Raw genomic sequence first — 20,760 nt, 5'->3', positions numbered from 1 at the left:
ATTAATGTTAATTGTATGTCTACGCTTCCATACTGTCATGCCTCACTGGCTGATTGGGTTTCTAATACCGTTTGTGAGCCTCATCTATGTGTTTAATCACTTTTTCTTGGTCTCCTGGCGCAACCATTCCCTTGCGCCTAGCAGGCAATCGAGATGAATTTCATCAGCGGCCTACCGCACCACTCGCACGCTGGGAAGAGCAGCCTACTCTGGTAGGAGGGCGCGACTTGGAAGCTGGCGGAACGTGGTTAGCGGCAAACTCGAAAGGGGTTGTCGCTGCATTAACCAATGTACGCGACCCTCGACTGGCAACACCTGGCAATGCGCCTAGCCGCGGCGAACTGGTGGCGAGCGTTCTACAAAGCGATGATGTGGAAACCTGGCTTACCACCTTAGAAAGCAAAACAGCCCTCCACTATGCTGGATTCAACTTACTAGTAGCCACTCAAGATCGTCTGTGGCATATGCACCGCGGCCTGCACGGGGTCGTACTTACCCGTGTCCCCCCTGGGGTTCATGGCCTATCGAATGCCACTCTGAACACGCCCTGGCCAAAATTGAACCTGGTTCGCAATGCCTTATTAACCAGCACCAACGAACAGTGGCGAAGCGCAACACAACAGGCGCTACACAACCCACAAACGGCACCAGATGATCAGCTACCAGACACCGGAGTGGGGTTAACACTGGAGCGTCAGCTCTCTTCTGCATTTATAGTGGGTGAACACTACGGCACCCGAGCGACTACTTGGCTAACGCTAAATCAGCAGGGGCAAATAAACATAACCGAGCAGCGGTTTGGGCCACTCGGTCGATTTGAGGGGGAGACCACCTTAAAAACTCACTAACACTTCAGCTCTAGACCACCCCTGCCAGGCATGAGTCTCGGCATTAATCTCGTGGGGGCAATAAATGTGAAAGCTGCCACTCATCCATGCGCTTATTGAGATGTTCATGCACCAACGCTGGGGTATCCCGCTCCATGATTTCGCTGAGTAGTGTTTGTGCATCGTGCATAGACACGCGCCGGATAGCCGCTCGTACTTTGGGTAGGCTGGGGGCATTCATGGAAAGGCTGGTAAACCCCATGGCCATTAGTAACAGCGCACCAGCAGGATCGCCCGCTAATTCACCGCATAACGATATGGGCTTTTCTAGTCGTTTCGCATCCTGGGCGAGCTCTTGTAGCGCACCTAATAACGCTGGGTGTAAGGCATCGTACAGGCTAGAGACGCGAGGATTGTTGCGATCTACTGCGAGCAAATATTGGGTGAGGTCATTACTACCCACCGAGAAGAAATCCACCCGCTTCGCCAACGCATCCATTTGATAAATCGTCGCCGGCACTTCAATCATCACACCCACTTTGGGCCGTTCAACCGCAATTCCTTCTTCGCCTAACTCTAAAATGGCACGATCTAGCAGGCGAATGGCTTCATCGACCTCTTCCACATTGGTAATCATCGGGAAGAGTACATAGAGATTGTTCAAATCATGCGATGCTTTCAACATAGCACGCAGCTGAACCATCAATACTTCTGGATGATCAAGGGTTACCCGCATCCCCCGCCAGCCCAAGAACGGATTCGCTTCTTCAATAGGAAAATAGGGAAGGTCTTTGTCACCGCCGATATCCAGCGTTCGCATGACGACTGGCAACGGCGCAAAACCTTCCAGCTGCTCGCGGTACATGCGCATTTGCTCTTTTTCACCGGGGAAGCGCTCGGTAATCATAAAAGGCACTTCAGTACGGTATAGCCCTACGCCACCAATACGGCTTTTTAGCAGCGCAGAGGCATCAACAGCAAGCCCTGTGTTCACCATCAACGGCATTGTATGGCCATCGGGTGTTTCGCTGGGCAAGTCTTGCTCGTGCTCCAGAAGCTCGCTCAGCGCTGCCTCTTCAGCAATCAGGCTTTCGTAGCGAGCTTTTAACTCAGCTGCTGGACGCACAAATAGCCGGCCTCGGTGACCATCCAGCACTACCGGCGCACCGTTCAAACGCGGCAGAGGAAGATCTACCATCCCCAGCACCGTAGGAATCCCCATTGCACGAGCAACAATAGCAACGTGCGAGGTACTTGAGCCGCGCACCGACACTAGGCCTTTGAGTTTGTCTCTTGGCACTTCACCCAGCATGGCAACGCTAATTTCATCGCCGACTAGAATGGCATTTTCCGGGTAGGTTTCTGGGGTAGAGGGTGTGTCCTCCTGAAGATGCGCCAGCACACGGCGGCCAAGATCACGAATATCTGCCGCCCGCTCCCGTAGGTAGTCGTCGTCTACTCGTTCAAGGTATTGAACATGCCGACGCACGACATCGGCCAGCGCTCCCGGCGCCCATTGGCCTTCACGAATGCGTTTTTCAACTTCTTCAGAAAGCGCTGCTTCACCGAGCATTTGTTGATAGACGTCAAATAGCGCCAGCTCTTGAGAAGATATTCGGTTAACTAAGCGCTCTGCTGCCGCACGAATTTCATCGCGGGTTTTGCCAATGGCTTCTTTTAACCGCGCAACTTCGTAGTCTTGATCACTAGGAATAAGATCAGGAACACTGTTCAAGTCAGCGGGTGGCGTAATCACCACCGCCTCCCCCATCGCCATCCCCGGCGACGCTGCCACGCCCTTGAACATGGCTTGACCACCCGGAAGGGCCGGACGGGCTAGGTTACCCGTCGCAAGCGCATGAGCCAGTACTCCCGCTAACTGGGCAGCCATGGTGACAAGAAAAGCTTCATCTTCATCGTCATACTGGCGTTTTTCGGCCTGCTGTACGACCAAAACGCCCAGCATAAGGCGTTGATGAATAATGGGCACACCGAGGAAACTTGAGTAGCGCTCCTCGCCGGTCGCTTCAAAATAACGAAAATGGGAGTGGGACTGGGCGTCTTCTAAATTAAGCGGTTCACTGCGCTTAGCCACTAGCCCCACCAGGCCTTCCCCTAGCGGCAATACCACACGACCTACTGCTTGCGTACGCAGGCCAATGGTTTCCATCAATACGAGTGACTCAAGCTCCTTGTCATACAAATAGAAGGAGCACACGTCAGTCTGCATCGCCTTGCGTATGCGACGTACCATCGTTGACAGCGCGGCGTCGAGGTTTCTAGCGCCATTCACTTCTTGAATAACGCGTCGCAGCACCTCAAGCATGGACGTTTTACTATTCACTATTATTTGCCTCGCTGAGGGATTTTCGGCCAACTCTCACTGTCTCGTAAAAACTATTTTTTTAAAACCAGTTCTTGAAAACCAGTTCTTGGAAACCAGCTTTGAAAACAGTGGAGCACACGTTATCCATCATTATCTTGTTGCGCCAAGCGCTGAACGCGAGGAGAAAGCTCTCTTAGCGCGCGCCGATATACCTCACGTTTAAACGGCACCACCTGCCCCAGTGGATACCAGTAACTGACCCATCGCCAACCATCGAATTCGGGGTTGGGCGTTGCCGTCATGCAAATTCGATTTTCTTGGCAGCGAATTTTAAGTAGAAACCACTTCTGCTTTTGACCGATGCAAACCGGCCGTGAGTGGGTGCGAATCATGCGTCGTGGTAGACGGTAGCGCAGCCATCCCCGAGTACAGGCGACAATATCAACGTCGTCGGCGGTTAGGCCGATCTCCTCAAAAAGCTCACGAAAAAGTGCTTGATGTGGTGTTTCGTTTGCTTTGATGCCTCCCTGGGGAAACTGCCACGCGTTTTGCCCTACACGACGCGCCCAAAGCAGCTGCCCCTGGCTATTGGCAATAATAATGCCAACATTGGGGCGAAAGCCGTCAGCGTCGATCACGGACATCACCTTAATAAATTTTCAGTTATCCCCATTTTTCCACAAGGGAGACAAGCGTATCAATACAATATAACGCTAAGTGGTTAAACCATGGTGACTCTGCGATAATTCGCCGCCTTGCAAACCGTGACTATCGTTAATAACTGACCTAATCATCAGCAACCAACCAACACCATAAGGGGAGCGCCGTGAGTCTGGCCATTTTCGATTTGGATAATACGCTGCTATCCATCGACAGCGATCATGCCTGGGGTGAGTTTTTACTTGAGCAAGGTGCAGTTGACCCCATTGCCTACCGCGAGGCCAATGAGCGTTTCCTAGCTGACTACAATGCCGGCACGCTAGATATGGCAGCATTTCTAGAAATGGCCTTAAAGCCACTGGCGGAAAATACGCCTGAACAACTAGCCGCCTGGCACCAGCAGTTTATGGCCAGCAAGATAGAACCCAACATTCTGCCCAAGGCAGAGGAGTTGCTTGCCCGCCACCGCACCAAAGGCGATACGCTGCTGATTATCACCGCTACAAACCGCTTTATTACTGCCCCTATCGCCGAACGCTTAGGTGTGGACGACCTCATTGCCGTTGACCCTGAAATGGTCGATGGCCGCTACACAGGACGAGTATCAGGCATTCCTAGCTACCGCGAAGGTAAAGTGACTCGCTTGCAGCAGTGGCTTGAGAATCAAGAGCTAACCATGGACGGCGCATGGTTTTACAGCGATTCCCACAATGACCTACCGCTGCTTGAGCAAGTGGAACACCCAGTTGCCGTCGACCCCGACGACACCCTGCGCCAAATCGCCGAAGAACGCCACTGGCGAATTATGAGCCTGCGGGATTGAGTGGTGCACCCCCGTCATTCCCGCGTGCCCTTAGCGGGAATCCATTTGTGCTGCCCCAACTCCGTCATTCCCGCGCGCCCTTAGCGGGAATCCATTTTGACTTTGGTTTTCGGGCTACGGCGGCAAAGGTCAAGGTGGATTCCCGATTACCCCATTCGGGAATGACAGGCCTGGGGGCTATTCGGGAATGACGACTGTGATGAGTAGTGAGGCTCCCCAACCCCGTCATTCCCGCGTGCCCTTAGCGGGAAACCATTTTGACCTTGGTTTTCGGGCTACAGCGACAAAGGTCAAGGTGGATTCCCGATTACCCCATTCGGGAATGACAGGCCTGGGGCTGATTCGGGAATAACGACTGTGATGAGTAGTGAGGCTCCCCAACCCCGTCATTCCCAAGCTCCCTTAGCAGGAATCCATTTTGGGCTGCCCCAACCCCGTCATTCCCAAGCTCCCTTAGCAGGAATCCATTTTGGGCCGCCCCAACTCCGTCATTCCCGCGCTCCCTTAGCAGGAATCCATTTTGGGCCGCCCCAACTCCGTCATTCCCGCGTGCCCTTAGCGGGAATCCATTTTGACTTTGGTTTTCGGGCTACGGCGGCAAAGGCCAAGGTGGATTCCCGATTACCCCATTCGGGAATGACAGGCCTGGGGCTAATTCGGGAATGACAGGGTTGAGACTGAGTCGGGAATGACGGCTGTGGTGAGTGGTGAGTCTTAAGTGACCAAATTGAAAAACCCCGCAAGCATTAAGCTTGCGGGGTTTGGTATTACTAGGCACTGTTCTTAAAACGGTTTTTAGAACAGTTCAAAGAACGCCAGCCAGCGTACTTAGCCGAGCAGGTGCTCAACCGCTGCGCGCTCTTCACGCAGTTCTTTCTCGGTCGCCTGCATCTTCTCTTTGCTGAACGCGTCCAGTTCAAAGCCTTGAACGATTTCATACTTGCCACCCTGGCAACGTACCGGATAGGAGTAGATGATGCCTTCTTCAATGCCGTAGCTGCCGTCAGATGGGATCGCCATGCTGACGATACCATCGCAACCCAGCGCCCAATCGCGCATGTGATCAATGGCTGAAGACGCCGCAGACGCTGCAGAAGACGCGCCGCGTGCTTTGATAATCGCCGCGCCGCGCTGCTGTACGGTCGGAATAAAGTCGTTTTCGTACCAGTCACGCTCAACCAGATCGAAGGCGGCTTTGCCGTCTACTTTGCACTGTGCCAGATCCGGGTACTGGGTAGCACTGTGGTTGCCCCAGATAATCATGCCGTCAACGTCAGTGACGTGCTTGCCGGTTTTCTGAGCTAGCTGCGTCAGCGCACGGTTGTGGTCCAAACGCGTCATTGCAGTGAACTGGCCTGCGTCAAGGTCCGGCGCGTTGCAAGAAGCAATCAACGCATTGGTGTTAGCCGGGTTACCGACAACTAGCACACGCACGTCACGGCTAGCGTGATCGTTCAGTGCTTTACCTTGTACAGAGAAGATCGCGGCGTTGGCTTCCAGCAGATCTTTACGTTCCATACCCGGGCCACGCGGACGTGCACCTACCAGTAGGGCGAAATCGGCATCTTTGAAGGCAACGTTCGGATCATCAGTAGCAACGATGTCTTGTACCAGCGGGAAGGCGCAGTCGTTAACTTCCATGACAACGCCGTTCAGGGCGTCCATGGCTTGGGGGATTTCGAGAAGCTGGAGAATGACTGGCTGATCCGGCCCCAGCATATCGCCAGCGGCGATGCGGAAAATAAGAGAATAGCTGATCTGGCCGGCACCGCCGGTAATCGCAATACGTACTGGATCTTTCATCATTGCTCCTTGATGGTTCGCCTAAAGTGGGTTCTCGCCTGAGAGTGGGTCGACAGAACTCAAGACGACAAGATGGTATGCCCAGATGTGCAAAAACTCAATCATACATGAGACTACTACCCATTCGCGCAGTGGCTTGGTACTCGCTGCTAGACGCCAGTTGCGCTATGGTGTGTTGGTCAATAAGCCGACCTTCTTTTTATCTCTTTTTGGCATGCCTTACCTCTCTGCATGACATACCTTGTGTGATTTTTGGGTTAATACGGATATAACTACCCCATGCGACGAATTCCTTACTCTTACGCGCTTGCTAGCTTACTGGTCCTGGCACTTGTGGTATGGCTAGCAATTGGCGATTTTCAACGTTTTCAAAGCACACCGCCTGAGACAGGCACCATTGAACGCGATTCAACACCTCGTGTAGAGGTGATGACCCAGCAGAGCGCGCCCTATATTCCTAACCATGTGCTGCAAGGCCAGCTAACCGCGGAAAGAGAGACACTGTTACGCGCCAACGTGACGGGTTATGTCGCAGAAAAACCGGTGGCCCAAGGAGAAACCGTCAGCCAAGGCGATACACTGCTGGTACTGGACAACGACGCGCTGCCCCAACGCCTACAACAAGCACGTGATGAGCTGGCGCTAGCTGAAGCGGAATACGCGGGCGCTCAAAATCTACGCCGCCGTGAGTTGATTTCTCAGCCAGAGTTGCTGCGCCTGCAAAGTGCATTAAGCGCCAGCGCAGCCCAGGTCGCTCAGTTGGAAAAGCAGTTAAACGATACCCGACCAACCGCTCCCTTTGAGGGCGTGCTAGACAGAGTCCAGGTAGAACTGGGTGATTTACTGCAACCCGGCGAAGAGTGGGCACGGCTAATCGATGACCGGCGCTTAACCGGCACTGCCTGGGTTGCTCAACAGCATATTGACGAATTGAGCGTTGGCTTACCCGTCACTGCGCGACTGCTCAATGGCCGCTCACTCTCTGGCGAAGTATCTTTCATTAGCAGCCGTGCGGTAGAAGCCACTCGCACATTCTATATGGAAGTAACACTCGACAATCCAGACAGGCAACGCTTAGCCGGGAGCAGCGCTGAATTCACCATAACGCTGCCCCCTCGTCAGGTTCATACCTTGTCTCCGGCACTTTTCAGCCTCAATGATCAGGGCCAATTAGCCATCAAACATGTCGTTGAGAATAACCGCGTTGCCCAAACGGCCATTGAGCTGGTGAGTGCCGATACCGAACGCGCCTACGTTTCCGGCTTGCCCAATCGTATACAGCTGATCACTCTGGGCGCGGGATTAGTTAACCCAGGCGACACCGTGATACCTGTATCACGCGAGGAAAGTGAGCCTGCCCAGGAAGATGGTCATGCGTCAGTTAATTAATGCGGCGCTAACCCACACGCGAACCACCCTGCTGCTCTTGGTTGGCCTTCTGTTGGCGGGTACAACTGCCTGGCAGATGATTCCGAAGGAAGCTAACCCAGACGTTACTATTCCGATTATCTACGTTGCATTGTCGTTGGAAGGCGTTAGCCCAGAAGATGGCGAGCGCCTGCTGATTCGGCCAATGGAGCAAGAGTTGCGCGGTATTGAAGGGCTGCGCAAGTTTACCGCCCAATCTAGCGAAGGCCATGGCTCGGTGACACTGGAGTTTGATCCTGGCTTTGACCCAGACACAGCGCTTTCGGATGTGCGTGAACGGGTAGATATTGCCCGCAGTAGCTTACCGGATGAAGCTGACGAGCCGCGGGTAATGGAGGTGAATGTCTCTGAGTTTCCGGTGCTAAGCATCGGCCTTTCCGGCGAGCTGGACACCCGGGAGCGGGTGACCATTGCACGTCGCTTGAAAGAGGAAATAGAGGGCATTGCCGACATTTTAGAAGTCGACATTGCTGGCGATCGCGAGGACTTACTCGAAATTGTCGTTGATCCGCTGGTGCTGGAAAGCTATGGCGTTGACTTCGATACGCTGTTTAATCAAATCTCACGCAATAATCGCTTGGTGGCTGCAGGCAGCTTGGATACTGGTGCTGGACGGTTAGCATTAAAAGTACCTGGCATTATCGAATCATTAACCGATGTCATGGACATGCCAGTAAAAGTTGATGGCGATCAGGTGGTCACGTTTGGCGACGTTGCCTGGATTTTACCCACCTACAAAGATCCTGAAGGATTTGCCCGCATTGACGGCCAGCCGGCGGTAGTGCTGGAAATTTCCAAACGCGCCGGGGCGAATATTATTGCCACCATTGATGCAGTAAGAGAGCGATTTGCCCAGGCGGATGACCTGCTGCCGGATCAGCTGCGTATCACCACGATTTTGGATGAATCGGTCACCGTTCAAAATATGCTCTCTGAGCTACTTAATAACGTCGTCACCGCCGTGGTACTAGTGTTGATTGTCGTGGTGGCGGTCATGGGATGGCGTATGGCGTTATTGGTAGGATTAACCATTCCTGGTGCGTTTTTAACCGGCATCCTACTAATCTGGGCATTTGGCTTTACCCTTAACATCGTAGTGCTATTTGGGCTCATTTTAGTAGCGGGCATGCTAGTGGATGGTGCAATTGTAGTCAGCGAACTCGCAGACCGACACCTGCATGAGGGACAGTCTCCCCACCAGGCGTGGCTGAATGCGGCGACGCGCATGAGCTGGCCTGTCATAGCTTCTACGGCAACAACGCTTGCGGTATTTGTGCCGCTGCTGTTTTGGCCAGGCGTGGTAGGCCAGTTTATGAAGTATCTCCCTGCCACCGTCATTTTATGCCTTCTTGCATCACTCGCTATGGCGCTGGTTTTCTTGCCTACCCTGGGTCGGCTGTTTACCCGCACATCCCACACAGCTACTGCTGGCGCAGGCCCTATTGATAAAGGCACATCGCTTGGGCGCGGCTATCGCCACGTATTAGGACGCTTGTTGCAGCACCCTGCTTGGGTATTAGTATTTGCGGTGCTTTTCATTGTGCTGCTGTATACCGGCTATGCACGCTTCAATCATGGTGTTGATTTCTTTCCCAATGTAGAACCAGACAGCGCTCAAGTGCTGGTACGTGCCCGCGGCGATTTTTCCGCCGAAGAAACTGATGCCATCCTACAGCGGGTAGAAGCTCGCTTGGGCAGTATGGGAGAAGTTGAAGCCCTTTATGCACGCTCTTTCGCGGTGCCCGACCAGCAAATAGGCAATGATGTCGTGGGGATACTGCAGTTTCAGTTTATCGACTGGTATCAACGTCGTCCGGCCCGCACTATTTTGGCGGATATGGCCGAGCGCACAGAGGACTTGCCAGGCATTACCCTAGAGTTTCGCGAACAGGAGATGGGGCCTGGCGGCGGTAAGCCGATTGTTCTGGAAGTCAGCGCTACTGATCCAGACATTGCCAACGCCGGGGTTGACCAAATTACTGCCCTAATGCGCGAGCTAGGCGGTTTTACCGACATACAGGATAACCGCAGCCTGCCGGGGGTGGAATGGCAAGTAAAGGTTAACCGAGAAGCCGCAGCCCGCATGGGCACCGACATCACCACTATTGGTAGTGCTGTGCAACTGCTAACCACTGGCCTTCAAGTCGCCAACTATCGCCCGCCCACGGTTACCGATGAGGTGGATATTCGCGTGCGCTTGCCTGAGCACTGGCGAACACTGAATCAGCTTGAGCGCCTGACGATTAACACGTCACGTGGTCAAGTGCCAATTGCTCACTTTGTGGAGATTACACCCGCCCCCAAAGTGGGCACCCTAAATCGAATTGATGGACGTCGCGCCATTACCGTTGAGGCAGATTTAGCACCTGGCTATTTAGCAGACGAGCGGTTGCGGGCACTACTGGATGCAGGACAAGGCCAGCTTGCCGATGGATTGATGGTTAATGTGGCGGGTGAACAAGAGGATCAGCAGGAATCCATGCAGTTCTTGATTAGTGCTTTCTTGGTTGCGATTGGATTAATGGCGCTGATTCTGGTGACACAGTTCAATAGCTACTATCAAGCAGCACTAGTGCTATCGGCCATTGTGTTTTCCACCGCGGGCGTTTTGATGGGGCTACTTATTACTGGCCAAGCGTTTGGCATTGTCATGGTCGGCATGGGCGTTATCGCCTTGGCGGGTATTGTGGTGAATAACAATATCGTCTTGATCGACACCTATAACGAACTGCGCGGCCAGGGTATGACCCCAGCAGAAGCAGCATTGGAAGCAGGCACCCTGCGCCTGCGTCCAGTGCTTCTCACCGCCATTACCACCGTGCTGGGATTAATGCCCATGGTGCTGGGCATCAACGTTAACCTCTTTGCCCCCGCATTAGGGTTTAACGCCCCTTCCGCCCAGTGGTGGACACAAATGTCCAGCGCGATTGCAGGCGGCCTTACTTTCGCCACTGCCCTGACACTCTTATTAACCCCCTGCATGCTAGTGATAGGCGGTAAGCTAAGGCGCGAGGTGTGAATTGAATCATCGCGAGCTAAAGCTCCCTCCTACACAACATCGTGCCGCTATTCTATTGTAGGAGGCCGCTTCAGCGGGCGATAGCGGCGCAGCCGCCCTTTAGACGCCCAGCATAGTAGTTTGAATCATCGCGAAGCTCCCTCCTACAAAACACCGTGCCGCTATTCTGTTGTAGGAGGCCGCTTCAGCGGGCGATGGCGGCGCAGCCGCCTTTGGGACGCCCAGGCATAGTAGTTTGAATTATCGCGAGCTAAAGCTCCCTCCTACAAAACACCGTGCCGCTATTCTATTGTAGAAGGCCGCTTCAGCGGGCGATGGCGGCGCAGCCGCCATTGGGACGCCCAGGCATAGTAGTTTGAATCATCGCGAGCTAAAGCTCCCTCCTACAAAACACCGTGCCGCTATTCTATTGTAGAAGGCCGCTTCAGCGGGCGATGGCGGCGCAGCCGCCTTTGGGACGTCCAGGCATAGTAGTTTGAATCATCGCGAGCTAAAGCTCCCTCCTACAAAACACCGTGCCGCTATTCTGTTGTAGGAGGCCGCTTCAGCGGGCGATGGCGGCGCAGCCGCCCTTGAGACGTCCAGGCATAGTAGTTTGAATTATCGCGAGCTAAAGCTCCCTCCTACAAAACACCGTGCCGCTATTCTGTTGCAGGAGGCCGCTTCAGCGGGCGATGGCGGCTCAGCCGCCTTTGGGACGCCCAGGCATAGTAGTTTGAATCATCGCGAAGCTCCCTCCTACAAAACACCGTGCCGCTATTCTGTTGTAGGAGGCCGCTTCAGCGGGCGATGGCGGCGCAGCCGCCTTTGGGACGCCCAGGCATAGTAGTTTGAATTATCGCGAGCTAAAGCTCCCTCCTACAAAACACCGTGCCGCTATTCTATTGTAGAAGGCCGCTTCAGCGGGCGATGGCAGCGCAGCCGCCTTTGGGACGCCCAGGCATAGTAGTTTGAATCATCGCGAGCTAAAGCTCCCTATCATTATGGATATTGAAGAATAATTAAGCAGGCGACTTCATCTGCTGAGGGCTGTGGGCGGCGTGAAGGCGGGCAATTAGCTGATCTTCCAGGGCGAAGCGTTCTGCTAAACCTTTCGCTAAGCGGTCGATCCAAGCAGGCAGACGCACTAGATTCTGTTGACAGCGCACCGGTGAGGCAAAGTCTTCATCAAACTCCAGCACCATGGCCGTTGACATTTCTAAACGCTCGAGAAGTTTTGCAGCAATATGTAATGCGTTCTCGTCGTCAAATGCCTTGGCTTCTTCAGCAAGCTGGGGATAAATTTCGAAGTGCCCAGCGCTGATGTAGTCCATCAGCAGTTCACTAAAGGTATCAATGCGTGCTTTGCTAATCGCTTCTAGTTCGGCATCGCAGGCTTCCTTCAGTTCAATAAAACTGACCAGTAACGAGCGACGCTGATCAAGCCAGCGATCAATCAAACTGTGCACGCCTCCCCAGCGCTCCAGGGCATTTTTGCAATCTTCGAGCATGGGGCCTTCTCCTTGCTTATAGCCGCCTTCAACAGGGTTAGACTCGCGCGTCCTTAGTCACCTGTCAATCCTGGCGGGTACGATTTACTTAATAAAAAGATACCAATCAACCGGCTCTAACCTTAGCACTTTTTTAATATTTCTTTACACCCCATAGAATACGTAGAGGTGCGATAGCAAGCAATAAAAAGCCGATTAAGGTCCAGGCAGGCAGTGACAGTCCCAGGAACATAAAGTCGATTTCAGCGCACTCTCCTGAGCCCGTAAGCACCATAGCAACCACTTCCTGCATGGGTAGTATATCCATCATATACTCAAGACCAGGCCCACACGTCGGCACTTCATCGGCGGGCAACCCCTGAAGCCATACATGCCTACCTGCAATAAAAGCGCCAGTGCCCGCTGCGGCTAGTCCGAGCACACCATAAATAGCTTTGCCTAGTGCACCGTTAGGGTTATGAAGGGCGGCAATAGCTAATACTAACCCAGTAGCTATGACCGCTACCCGCTGAAAAATACACAGCGGACAGGGTTCCAGGCCCATAATATGCTCAAGCCCTAAGGCAACTGCCATCATCAATACACAAAAGACAAACCCCGCTAACGCGATGGGGCGTACAGCTAATGAGGTCATTGACCATCCTCTGGTGAAATAGCCGACAGCACTCTGGATTCACGCGCTTTGGCAAAATAAGTGCTTAGAAACTCACTAAAGCTCTCTTGATCAGCCGCTTCAATATCGTGCTGCTGTTGGTGTGAGGTTTCGATTAACTGAGCAAGTAGTGCCTCACGAGAACGCAGCATGGGCGTAGATTTAAGCTTGTTGGCCTGCTCTTGAGCTAAGTGCAACAGCGTATCGCTAAGTGAGCCATTGCCCGCTTCAAGACGCGTCAGCAATTGTGCTGAGGGAGTCAGCGATGGATCTTTCAGCAGTGGTGCTAACCCAGCCAATGCCGCGGCATGAGGAGCGTCTTCTTCTACCGCGTCTAGCAGACGTGCCACCTCGGCCATTTCAGCAAAAATTTGTTCACCCCACTCGCGAACAGACGTTGCTTTGCCGTTGTGCACTAGGCTTAACGCAGGGTCACGCCCACGCTCTACCACTAAGCGACGATTGTCGTCTAAGCGGTCGCACTCTTCGTCTGAAATCCATGGGCTATCGCTTAATAGACACCACATTAAGAATGTATCCACAAAACGCATTTGGTCTTCAGTGACACCCAACGGATCAAATGGATTGAGATCCAGGCAGCGCACTTCGATGTACTCTACCCCTCGCGCTTCAAGCGCCTGACTGGGCGTTTCGTTATGCTTAGCAACTCGTTTGGGACGGATATCGCTATAGTATTCGTTTTCAATCTGCAAAATATTGGCATTCAGCTGCTGCCACTCATCACCGTTCTTCACGCCCAATTTTTCATAATCTGGCCACGGCGTTGAAATAGCGTGCCGCAACGTATTAACGTAATTAGACAGCGAGTTAAAGCAGATCTTAAGCTGTGACTGCACTTTGTTCTGGTAACCCAAATCCGACATACGCAACGTGGTCGCATAGGGGGCGTAATAAGTGTCATCGCTCAGCGACTGAAGTTTTTCTGGCACGTTGCCTGTCGGTAAAAAGCTTTTATCGATGGCGGGTGATGCACCGAATAGGTAAAGCAGCAGCCAGCTATGCCGACGAAAATGCCGAATCATGCCGAAGTAGCGCGTAGAGCGGTAATCGTTAAAAGGGATGTTGGTGGCTTTTTCAAGCTCACGTAAGGCGTGCCACATATCTTCTGGTAGCGATACGTTGTAATGCACTCCAGCAATAGCCTGCATAATACGGCCATAGCGCACATCTAGCCCTTTACGGTAAACATGCTTCATTGTGCCCACATTGGAGCTACCGTAGTCGGCAATCGGGACGCTATCGTTACCGGAAAGTCGCGACGGCATACTGCCTGGCCAGATCCACTCGTTTTCTAAGTGGTGATAAGTAAATGTGTGCAGGTCGGATAAAAAGGCCAATGCTTCCTTTGGCTCTGAATACACTGGTGTGATGTATTCCAGTAGTGCTTCGGAGTAGTCCGTAGTGATATGTGGGTGGGTTAATTTCGAACCCAGCGCGTACGGATGCGGTGTTTGAGCAATATGGCCGTTAGCGTCAACGCGTAGGCCCTCTTTTTCCAAACCGCGACGCAGGCGGCCTAAACGCCCTAAGCGCGCACTGGGAAGCAAACGGTCTACCTGAGCGGTCAGCGCAGATGGCACAGTGAGAGGTTCAGACAAGGTGAACACTCCTTGTTAGTAAGGCCTGCTTAAAGCAGGCCTTGTTGAATTCAGTTGGCTTCGCCATGTGGTTTATTACGTTTTTTTACCAAGAATAGAAAGCAGGATATGGCGGCAACCGTTAAATATTCAAGACGCGCGACTATTTGCCCTGCTTTGCTTTAAGCAGGGCTGCGCCGAGCGCGCCCATGGCAGCAGGTGCTTCGCTGGGCTTTCCGCCTTGGCGTTGACCGCTCTGTCCGCGACCATTCTGCCCAGCACTAGCCGACCGTTGGCTACTACGCACAGGCTTGCGAGGCTCGTCGTTGGTGGAACTTGATGCTGTTTGCGCCTGCTCTGGCTCATCATCCAAACGCATTGAAAGGCCTACCCGCTTGCGGGGGATATCTACGCTCATCACCTTAACAGTAACGATATCGCCTGCTTTCACGATGCTACGTGGATCATCAATAAAACGATCCGACAGCGCTGAAATATGCACGAGTCCATCTTGGTGAACGCCCACATCGACGAAAGCTCCGAAGTGGGTCACGTTAGTAACCGTTCCTTCCAGCACCATGCCTAACGTCAGATCTTTAAGTGTTTCGACGCCTTCACGGAATTCAGCCGCTTTAAACTCAGGGCGCGGGTCACGGCCAGGCTTATCCAGTTCTTTGAGAATATCGCTGACGGTAGGAACACCAAAACGCTCATCGGCGAAATCGGCGGGTTTCAGTGCTTTTAGCGTCGCACTATCACCAATCAGCCCTTTAATATCACGGCTGTTCTGCTTGGCGATACGCTCTACCAGGGTGTAAGCCTCGGGGTGAACGGCACTGGCATCAAGCGGGTTTTCGGCATTACTGATACGCAAAAAACCAGCACACTGCTCAAATGTTTTTGGCCCAAGACGACTAACTTCCAACAGCTCTTTACGGCTTTTGAAAGCCCCTTGAACGTTACGTTGGGCAACAATATTTTCAGCAATGGCAGCACTTAACCCAGCAACGCGAGAAAGCAGCGCACTAGAGGCAGTGTTGAGATCGACCCCCACCGCGTTAACACAATCTTCTATCACGACTTCTAGACTGCGTGAGAGCTGCACTTGGGAAACATCGTGCTGGTACTGACCAACGCCAATAGATTTCGGCTCAATCTTTACCAGCTCTGCCAGCGGGTCTTGCAGGCGTCGGGCAATAGAGACAGCACCACGTATGGTGACATCAAGATCCGGCAGCTCGCGAGAGGCGTATTCCGACGCTGAATAAACTGACGCCCCTGCCTCAGACACCATCACTTTACTTAACCGGTGCTCGGGTGCTAGTGCTTTCAGCAGATCGCCTGCTAGCTTGTCAGTTTCACGACTGGCCGTGCCATTGCCCACGGCAATCAGCTGAACACCGTGCTGCTTAACCAATTTAGCGAGCACATTAAGCGATTCATCCCAGCGATTCTGTGGCGCATGGGGGTAAATCGTCGCTTGGTCGATAAACTGCCCAGTCGCATCCACCACCGCCACTTTGCAGCCGGTTCTTAAGCCTGGGTCAATAGCTAAGGTGACCTTCTGCCCAGCAGGCGCTGCCAACAAAAGATCTTTCAAATTAGCAGCAAATACGTCGATAGCGGTTAGCTCTGCCTGCTCGCGCAGACGTCCCAGCAGCTCGGTTTCAAGCGCAGTGTAGAGTTTTACACGCCACGTCCAGCGCACAACTTCACTCAACCATTTGTCAGCGGGACGTCCTTCATCGCTAATTCCTACTTGTTTGGCAATAGCCACTTGGGCTGGGTGAATCGGCGCGTCCTCTTCACCAGGCAAGCGAATTGACAGGCTTAAAATGCCTTCATTGCGGCCACGGAACATGGCAAGCGCACGGTGTGAAGGTACTTTAGCGAGCTTTTCGTCATGTTCAAAGTAATCAGAAAACTTCGCACCCTCCTGCTGTTTGCCATCAAGCACGCGGGCGCTTAATTCGCCCTCTTGCCATAACCGTTCACGAAGACGACCGATTAGCTCGGGGTCTTCAGCGAAGCGCTCCATGAGAATTTGCTTAGCACCATCCAGGGCAGCTTTGGCATCTTCAATGGCGGGAATATCACCTTCGGCAGGACGCAGGTACTGCGCTGCTTCGCTTTCAGGGTTAAGCGCAGGGTTATCCAGTAGGGCATCAGCCAGTGGCTCTAGCCCTGCTTCACGGGCGATTTGTGCTTTGGTGCGGCGCTTTTTCTTAAATGGCAGGTATAAATCTTCCAGGCGCTGCTTGGTTTCGGCTGCCTGAATGGACGCTTTTAGAGAGGCATCCAGCTTGCCTTGCTCATCAATAGCTGACAGTACAGCGTCACGGCGCTCTTCCAACTCGCGCAAATAGCGCAGACGCTCATCTAACTGACGCAGCTGACTATCATCAAGGGCGCCTGTTACCTCTTTACGGTAACGGGCAATAAATGGCACGGTAGCGCCACCATCCAGAAGCTCTACCGTGGCGGAGACCTGTTCAGGTCGTACGTTTAGCTCAGTGGCTAAGCGTAAAATAATACGTTGTTTGACATCCATAACGTGCAACTAGCTCATGCAGCATTCGAGGTGCCGACAAGGTACCACAATCGCACGTTACTGGCATGAATTGGCCACAGTGGGAAAGGCTGCCCGGAAATACACCCACCACCCTGGCAGCGCTACATGTTGCACCTGCGGCGGCGCTGCCGCCCCGTCGCACGCCAACCCACCTGGCACCGCAGCATTCGTGGGAGAACCTTACGCGGGCACAAACCGTAATGCGTCGCCGTTGTTGCACCAGCGTAAGCCAGTGGGCTCTGGTCCATCACCAAAGACGTGGCCTTGGTGGCCGCCGCAGCGGGCGCAGTGGTATTCAGTGCGGGGCCATATCATTTTGAAATCTAATTTGGTCAGTAGGTGGCCTTCGACATGCTCAAAAAAGCTCGGCCACCCAGTGCGCGAGTCATACTTCATTGCACTAGTGAACAGCAGCAGATCGCACCCTGCACAGCGGTATTCGCCTTCCCTTTCTTCTTCATCAAGAGGGCTGGAAAACGCATACTCGGTCCTTTCTTTACGCAGCACGTTGAACGCTTCATCGGATAAGCGTTCACGCCATTCGTCTTCGCTTAACTCAAGCTTTTCAAGACCTGGAGCTGCCTCAAGATTCAAGCGAGGGAAGCCAAACGATACGCCAGGAATAACACCCACTAGCCCGGTCAAACCAGCAAGACCTAAAAAGTGTCGACGCTTCATCCATAACTCCCATCAAAAAAGTAAGGGGACTAAATAATAAAAATGGGGCAGCGCTTTCGCGCTGCCCCACTCTGACTACTTAGTTGTCCAAACGTTCGACAACTTCCCCTCAGATGTGCAAATTAGGTTAACTGCGGGCCTGCTTTGATAATTGCGTCATTAACACCTTCAAACTTCTTGAAGTTATCAACGAATTTGGTAGCAAGGTCTTGCAGGTGACGATCGTAAGCATCTTTGTCTGCCCACGTTTCGCGAGGATTGAGCAGGCTAGAGTCTACACCTGGCACCGCTACCGGCACTTGCAGGTTTAAACCTTCAACAAGCTTGGTTTCAACATCGCGCAGCATGCCAGACTGAATAGCGCTGATAATAGCGCGCGTCGTCGGGATAGAGAAACGCGAGCCACCTTCGCCGTAGGCACCACCTGTCCAACCGGTGTTGACGAGATAAACCTGAGCATCTTTCTTCTCAACCCGCTTGATAAGCAAGTCAGCGTATTCACGCGCCGGACGCGGGAAGAAGGGTGCACCAAAGCAAGTAGAGAACGTAGCGGCCAAGCCTTCTGAAGAGCCCATTTCAGTCGAGCCCACTTTCGCGGTGTAGCCAGACAAGAAGTGATACGCAGCGGCTTCTTTAGAAAGAACCGACACGGGCGGCAGAACACCGGACATATCGCAGGTCAGGAAAACAATGGCATTCGGCTCGCCGGCCAGATTTTCCGGTACGCGCTTCTCAACGTGCTCTAGTGGGTAAGCAGCACGGGAGTTCTGCGTCAGGCTGTCATCGGCGTAATCAGGCTCACGACGATCATCAAGAACAACGTTTTCCAGCACGGTACCAAACTTAATGGCGTTCCAAATAACCGGCTCGTTCTTCTCAGAAAGGTCGATACACTTGGCGTAGCAGCCGCCTTCCATGTTGAACACAATGCCATCGCCCCAGGCGTGCTCATCATCACCAATCAGGTAACGAGCCTGATCTGCAGACAGTGTGGTTTTACCAGTACCCGAGAGACCGAAGAACAGGCAGGTTTCACCGTCTTCACCCACGTTCGCAGAGCAGTGCATCGGCAATACGTCGGCTTCTGGCAACAGGTAATTCTGCACCGAGAACATGGCTTTCTTCATTTCACCAGCGTAGCGCATACCAGCAATCAGCACTTTGCGCTCGGCAAAGTTGATGATGACACAGCCATCAGAGTTGGTGCCGTCGCGACTTGGGTCACACTCAAAACCCGCTGCGTTCAGAATCGTCCACTCTTCTTTAGCCGCAGTGTTGTAAACCTGCGGACGCACGAACATAGTGCGGCCAAACAGATTTTGCCAAGCGGTTTCAGTGGACACACGGACGGGCAAGTAGTGCGTGTTATCGCTGCCTACATGCAGCTCAGCCACGAAATGCTCACGGCTACCCAGATAATCTTCTACACGAGCCCAAAGCGCTGAGAATTTTTCAGCATCAAACGGGCGATTCACGCTGCCCCAGTCGATGCTATCGCGAGTGGATGGCTCGTCGACGATATAGCGATCTTTAGGTGAACGCCCTGTGCGCAGGCCGGTGTTTACCACCAGCGCACCGTTAGCCGACAGGCGGCCTTCACCACGGGCCACGGCGCGCTCGATAAGTTCGGCGCTGCTAAGATTAACGTGGGCTTGGAGAGCGGCTTGAGTCGTGGTCATGTCGATTCCTGGGTCTCGAATTTACCGGGCGTCGCCGACGCCTTGAGAAATCATCTCAGCCCGGTATTGTTTCCAATAACTACGGGCTGAGTGCGCTGAAGTCCGGCGCATTATGGCAAAAAGAACGCCCACAGGAAACGGGGCTTTGACCAAATATCTTGTAGTTAAACTACTACACTGGCACTACATTTTGTGTTGCAGCGCAGTATTTATTTCAAACATACGTTTAACACGTAACTCATATGCTTTGCTATGACTAGTGCCGCGCGCGACACAGCCCAATTTCTTTGCGAACATCTACGACTACAGAATCAGTGAATCACCGGCGGTGGTGCGTCTGGGTTTTCTAATAAAATTTCAATATCCGCGGCCGTGTAGTGATATTTCGTGTGGCAAAAGTGGCATTGGGTATCGATTGCTCCCTCTTCACGCAAAATATCGCGCAGTTCCTCTTCTCCAAGCGTGTATAACGCATGGCTCATTCGCTCCCGCGAACAGGTGCAGCCAAAGCGCAGCGCCTTCGGCTCAAATACTCTCACTGTTTCTTCGTGATAAAGCCGATACAGCACCTCGCGCTGCTCCAGCCCTAAAAGCTCTTCCGCTTTAATGGTGTCGGCAAGATGCACGCTACGTTCCCAGGCGTCGACATCTTGATTTTGTGACGCATCGGGCAAACGTTGCAGCAGCAACCCACCTGCACGGTCACCATCAGCCGCCAGCCATAGGCGCGTGGGTAGCTGCTCTGACTGGGCGAAGTAGGCTTCCAGGCAGCCGCCTAGCGTATCGTGGTCAAGCGCAACAATACCCTGATAGCGATGCCCTTCCCGTGGGTCGAGAGTAATCATAATTTGGCCTTCGCCCACCAGCTCTTTAAAGTTGGCATGTTCGCTGGGCAATACCGCGTCTTCAGCAATGCGTGCAATGGCACGCAGCTCGCCCCCGGGGTTGGACTCTGCCATTAATAGTGCGAGCGACCCTTGGCCACGCACCTCAATGCTCAGCGTGCCATCTAGTTTTACAGTGTCGGTCAATAAAGCAACCGCAGCCAGTAACTCACCTAGCAGCTCATTAACCGCTGGCGGGTAGGCGTGGCGATCAAGCACTTCATGATAGGCCGTGCTAAGCGTGACGATTTCACCACGCACATTGGTTTGGTCAAACATAAAACGTTGGATTTGATCAGACATAAGGAAACCATCAGAGAA

The 20,760-nt window shown here is 53.1% G+C and carries 14 protein-coding genes; 4 read left to right on the top strand and 10 right to left on the bottom strand.

Translation table 11 applies throughout. From position 1 onward, the window contains the following. Positions 1-86 precede the first annotated feature (86 nt). Positions 87-848, top strand: coding sequence for an NRDE family protein (locus tag M0220_RS13315; protein WP_264017882.1), 762 nt, complete (start codon positions 87-89; stop codon positions 846-848). Positions 849-891: 43 nt separating this feature from the next. Here the strand turns inward: M0220_RS13315 and ptsP are convergent, their stop codons facing one another. Both ptsP and M0220_RS13305 read right to left on the bottom strand, forming a co-directional pair. Next, positions 892-3,153 carry a phosphoenolpyruvate--protein phosphotransferase gene (gene ptsP, locus M0220_RS13310; protein WP_030071859.1) on the bottom strand — a complete coding sequence of 754 codons (2,262 nt, stop codon included), beginning with the start codon at positions 3,151-3,153 and terminating at the stop codon, positions 892-894. Positions 3,154-3,293: 140 nt separating this feature from the next. Then, complete coding sequence (locus M0220_RS13305; protein ID WP_030071856.1) at positions 3,294-3,791, bottom strand: RNA pyrophosphohydrolase; 498 nt, start codon at positions 3,789-3,791, stop codon at positions 3,294-3,296. A gap of 188 nt (positions 3,792-3,979) precedes the next feature. Here M0220_RS13305 and M0220_RS13300 point away from each other — a divergent pair, with 188 nt between their 5' ends. Then, on the top strand, positions 3,980-4,636 hold the full coding sequence (locus M0220_RS13300; RefSeq protein WP_030071854.1) for a histidinol-phosphatase: 657 nt from the start codon (positions 3,980-3,982) through the stop codon (positions 4,634-4,636). Positions 4,637-5,464: 828 nt separating this feature from the next. On the opposite strand, the gene M0220_RS13295 is transcribed toward M0220_RS13300, so the two are convergent. Then, on the bottom strand, positions 5,465-6,439 hold the full coding sequence (locus M0220_RS13295) for a malate dehydrogenase (protein WP_264017881.1): 975 nt from the start codon (positions 6,437-6,439) through the stop codon (positions 5,465-5,467). Between the two features lie 279 nt (positions 6,440-6,718). On the opposite strand from M0220_RS13295, the gene M0220_RS13290 reads away from it, so the two are divergent. Together M0220_RS13290 and M0220_RS13285 are read left to right on the top strand one after the other, a co-directional pair. Continuing rightward, complete coding sequence (locus tag M0220_RS13290; RefSeq protein ID WP_264017880.1) at positions 6,719-7,828, top strand: efflux RND transporter periplasmic adaptor subunit; 1,110 nt, start codon at positions 6,719-6,721, stop codon at positions 7,826-7,828. Beyond that, on the top strand, positions 7,812-10,886 hold the full coding sequence (locus M0220_RS13285) for an efflux RND transporter permease subunit (protein WP_264017879.1): 3,075 nt from the start codon (positions 7,812-7,814) through the stop codon (positions 10,884-10,886). Before M0220_RS13290 ends, M0220_RS13285 begins: the two co-directional genes overlap by 17 nt. A gap of 1,001 nt (positions 10,887-11,887) precedes the next feature. On the opposite strand, the gene rsd is transcribed toward M0220_RS13285, so the two are convergent. The 7 genes from rsd to hslO all read right to left on the bottom strand — a co-directional run bounded on the left by rsd (position 11,888) and on the right by hslO (position 20,742). Further along, positions 11,888-12,376, bottom strand: coding sequence for a sigma D regulator (rsd, locus tag M0220_RS13280; RefSeq protein WP_264017878.1), 489 nt, complete (start codon positions 12,374-12,376; stop codon positions 11,888-11,890). A 133-nt stretch (positions 12,377-12,509) separates the two neighbouring features. Further along, entirely contained in the window at positions 12,510-13,010 is a 501-nt protein-coding gene (locus M0220_RS13275) for a disulfide bond formation protein B (RefSeq protein WP_030071844.1), read from the bottom strand. Next, a complete protein-coding gene (gene gshA / locus M0220_RS13270) occupies positions 13,007-14,647 on the bottom strand; it encodes a glutamate--cysteine ligase (protein ID WP_030071843.1) in 1,641 nt (546 codons plus the stop codon). Before gshA ends, M0220_RS13275 begins: the two co-directional genes overlap by 4 nt. A 142-nt stretch (positions 14,648-14,789) precedes the next feature. Then, on the bottom strand, positions 14,790-17,177 hold the full coding sequence (locus M0220_RS13265) for a Tex family protein (RefSeq protein WP_030071842.1): 2,388 nt from the start codon (positions 17,175-17,177) through the stop codon (positions 14,790-14,792). Positions 17,178-17,378: 201 nt separating this feature from the next. Further along, the gene (gene msrB, locus M0220_RS13260; RefSeq protein ID WP_030071840.1) at positions 17,379-17,876 is read right to left on the bottom strand and encodes a peptide-methionine (R)-S-oxide reductase MsrB; all 498 of its coding nucleotides are present in this window, start codon (positions 17,874-17,876) and stop codon (positions 17,379-17,381) included. 122 nt (positions 17,877-17,998) lie between these two features. Next, entirely contained in the window at positions 17,999-19,555 is a 1,557-nt protein-coding gene (locus M0220_RS13255) for a phosphoenolpyruvate carboxykinase (RefSeq protein WP_030071838.1), read from the bottom strand. Between the two features lie 311 nt (positions 19,556-19,866). Further along, entirely contained in the window at positions 19,867-20,742 is an 876-nt protein-coding gene (hslO, locus tag M0220_RS13250; RefSeq protein ID WP_264017877.1) for an Hsp33 family molecular chaperone HslO, read from the bottom strand. Between the last annotated feature and the right edge of the window lie 18 nt (positions 20,743-20,760).

It is taken from the genome of Halomonas qinghailakensis (assembly GCF_025820815.1).
Classification (GTDB): Bacteria; Pseudomonadota; Gammaproteobacteria; order Pseudomonadales; family Halomonadaceae; genus Vreelandella; species Vreelandella qaidamensis.
This window is presented reverse-complemented; position numbering and strand designations above follow the sequence as displayed.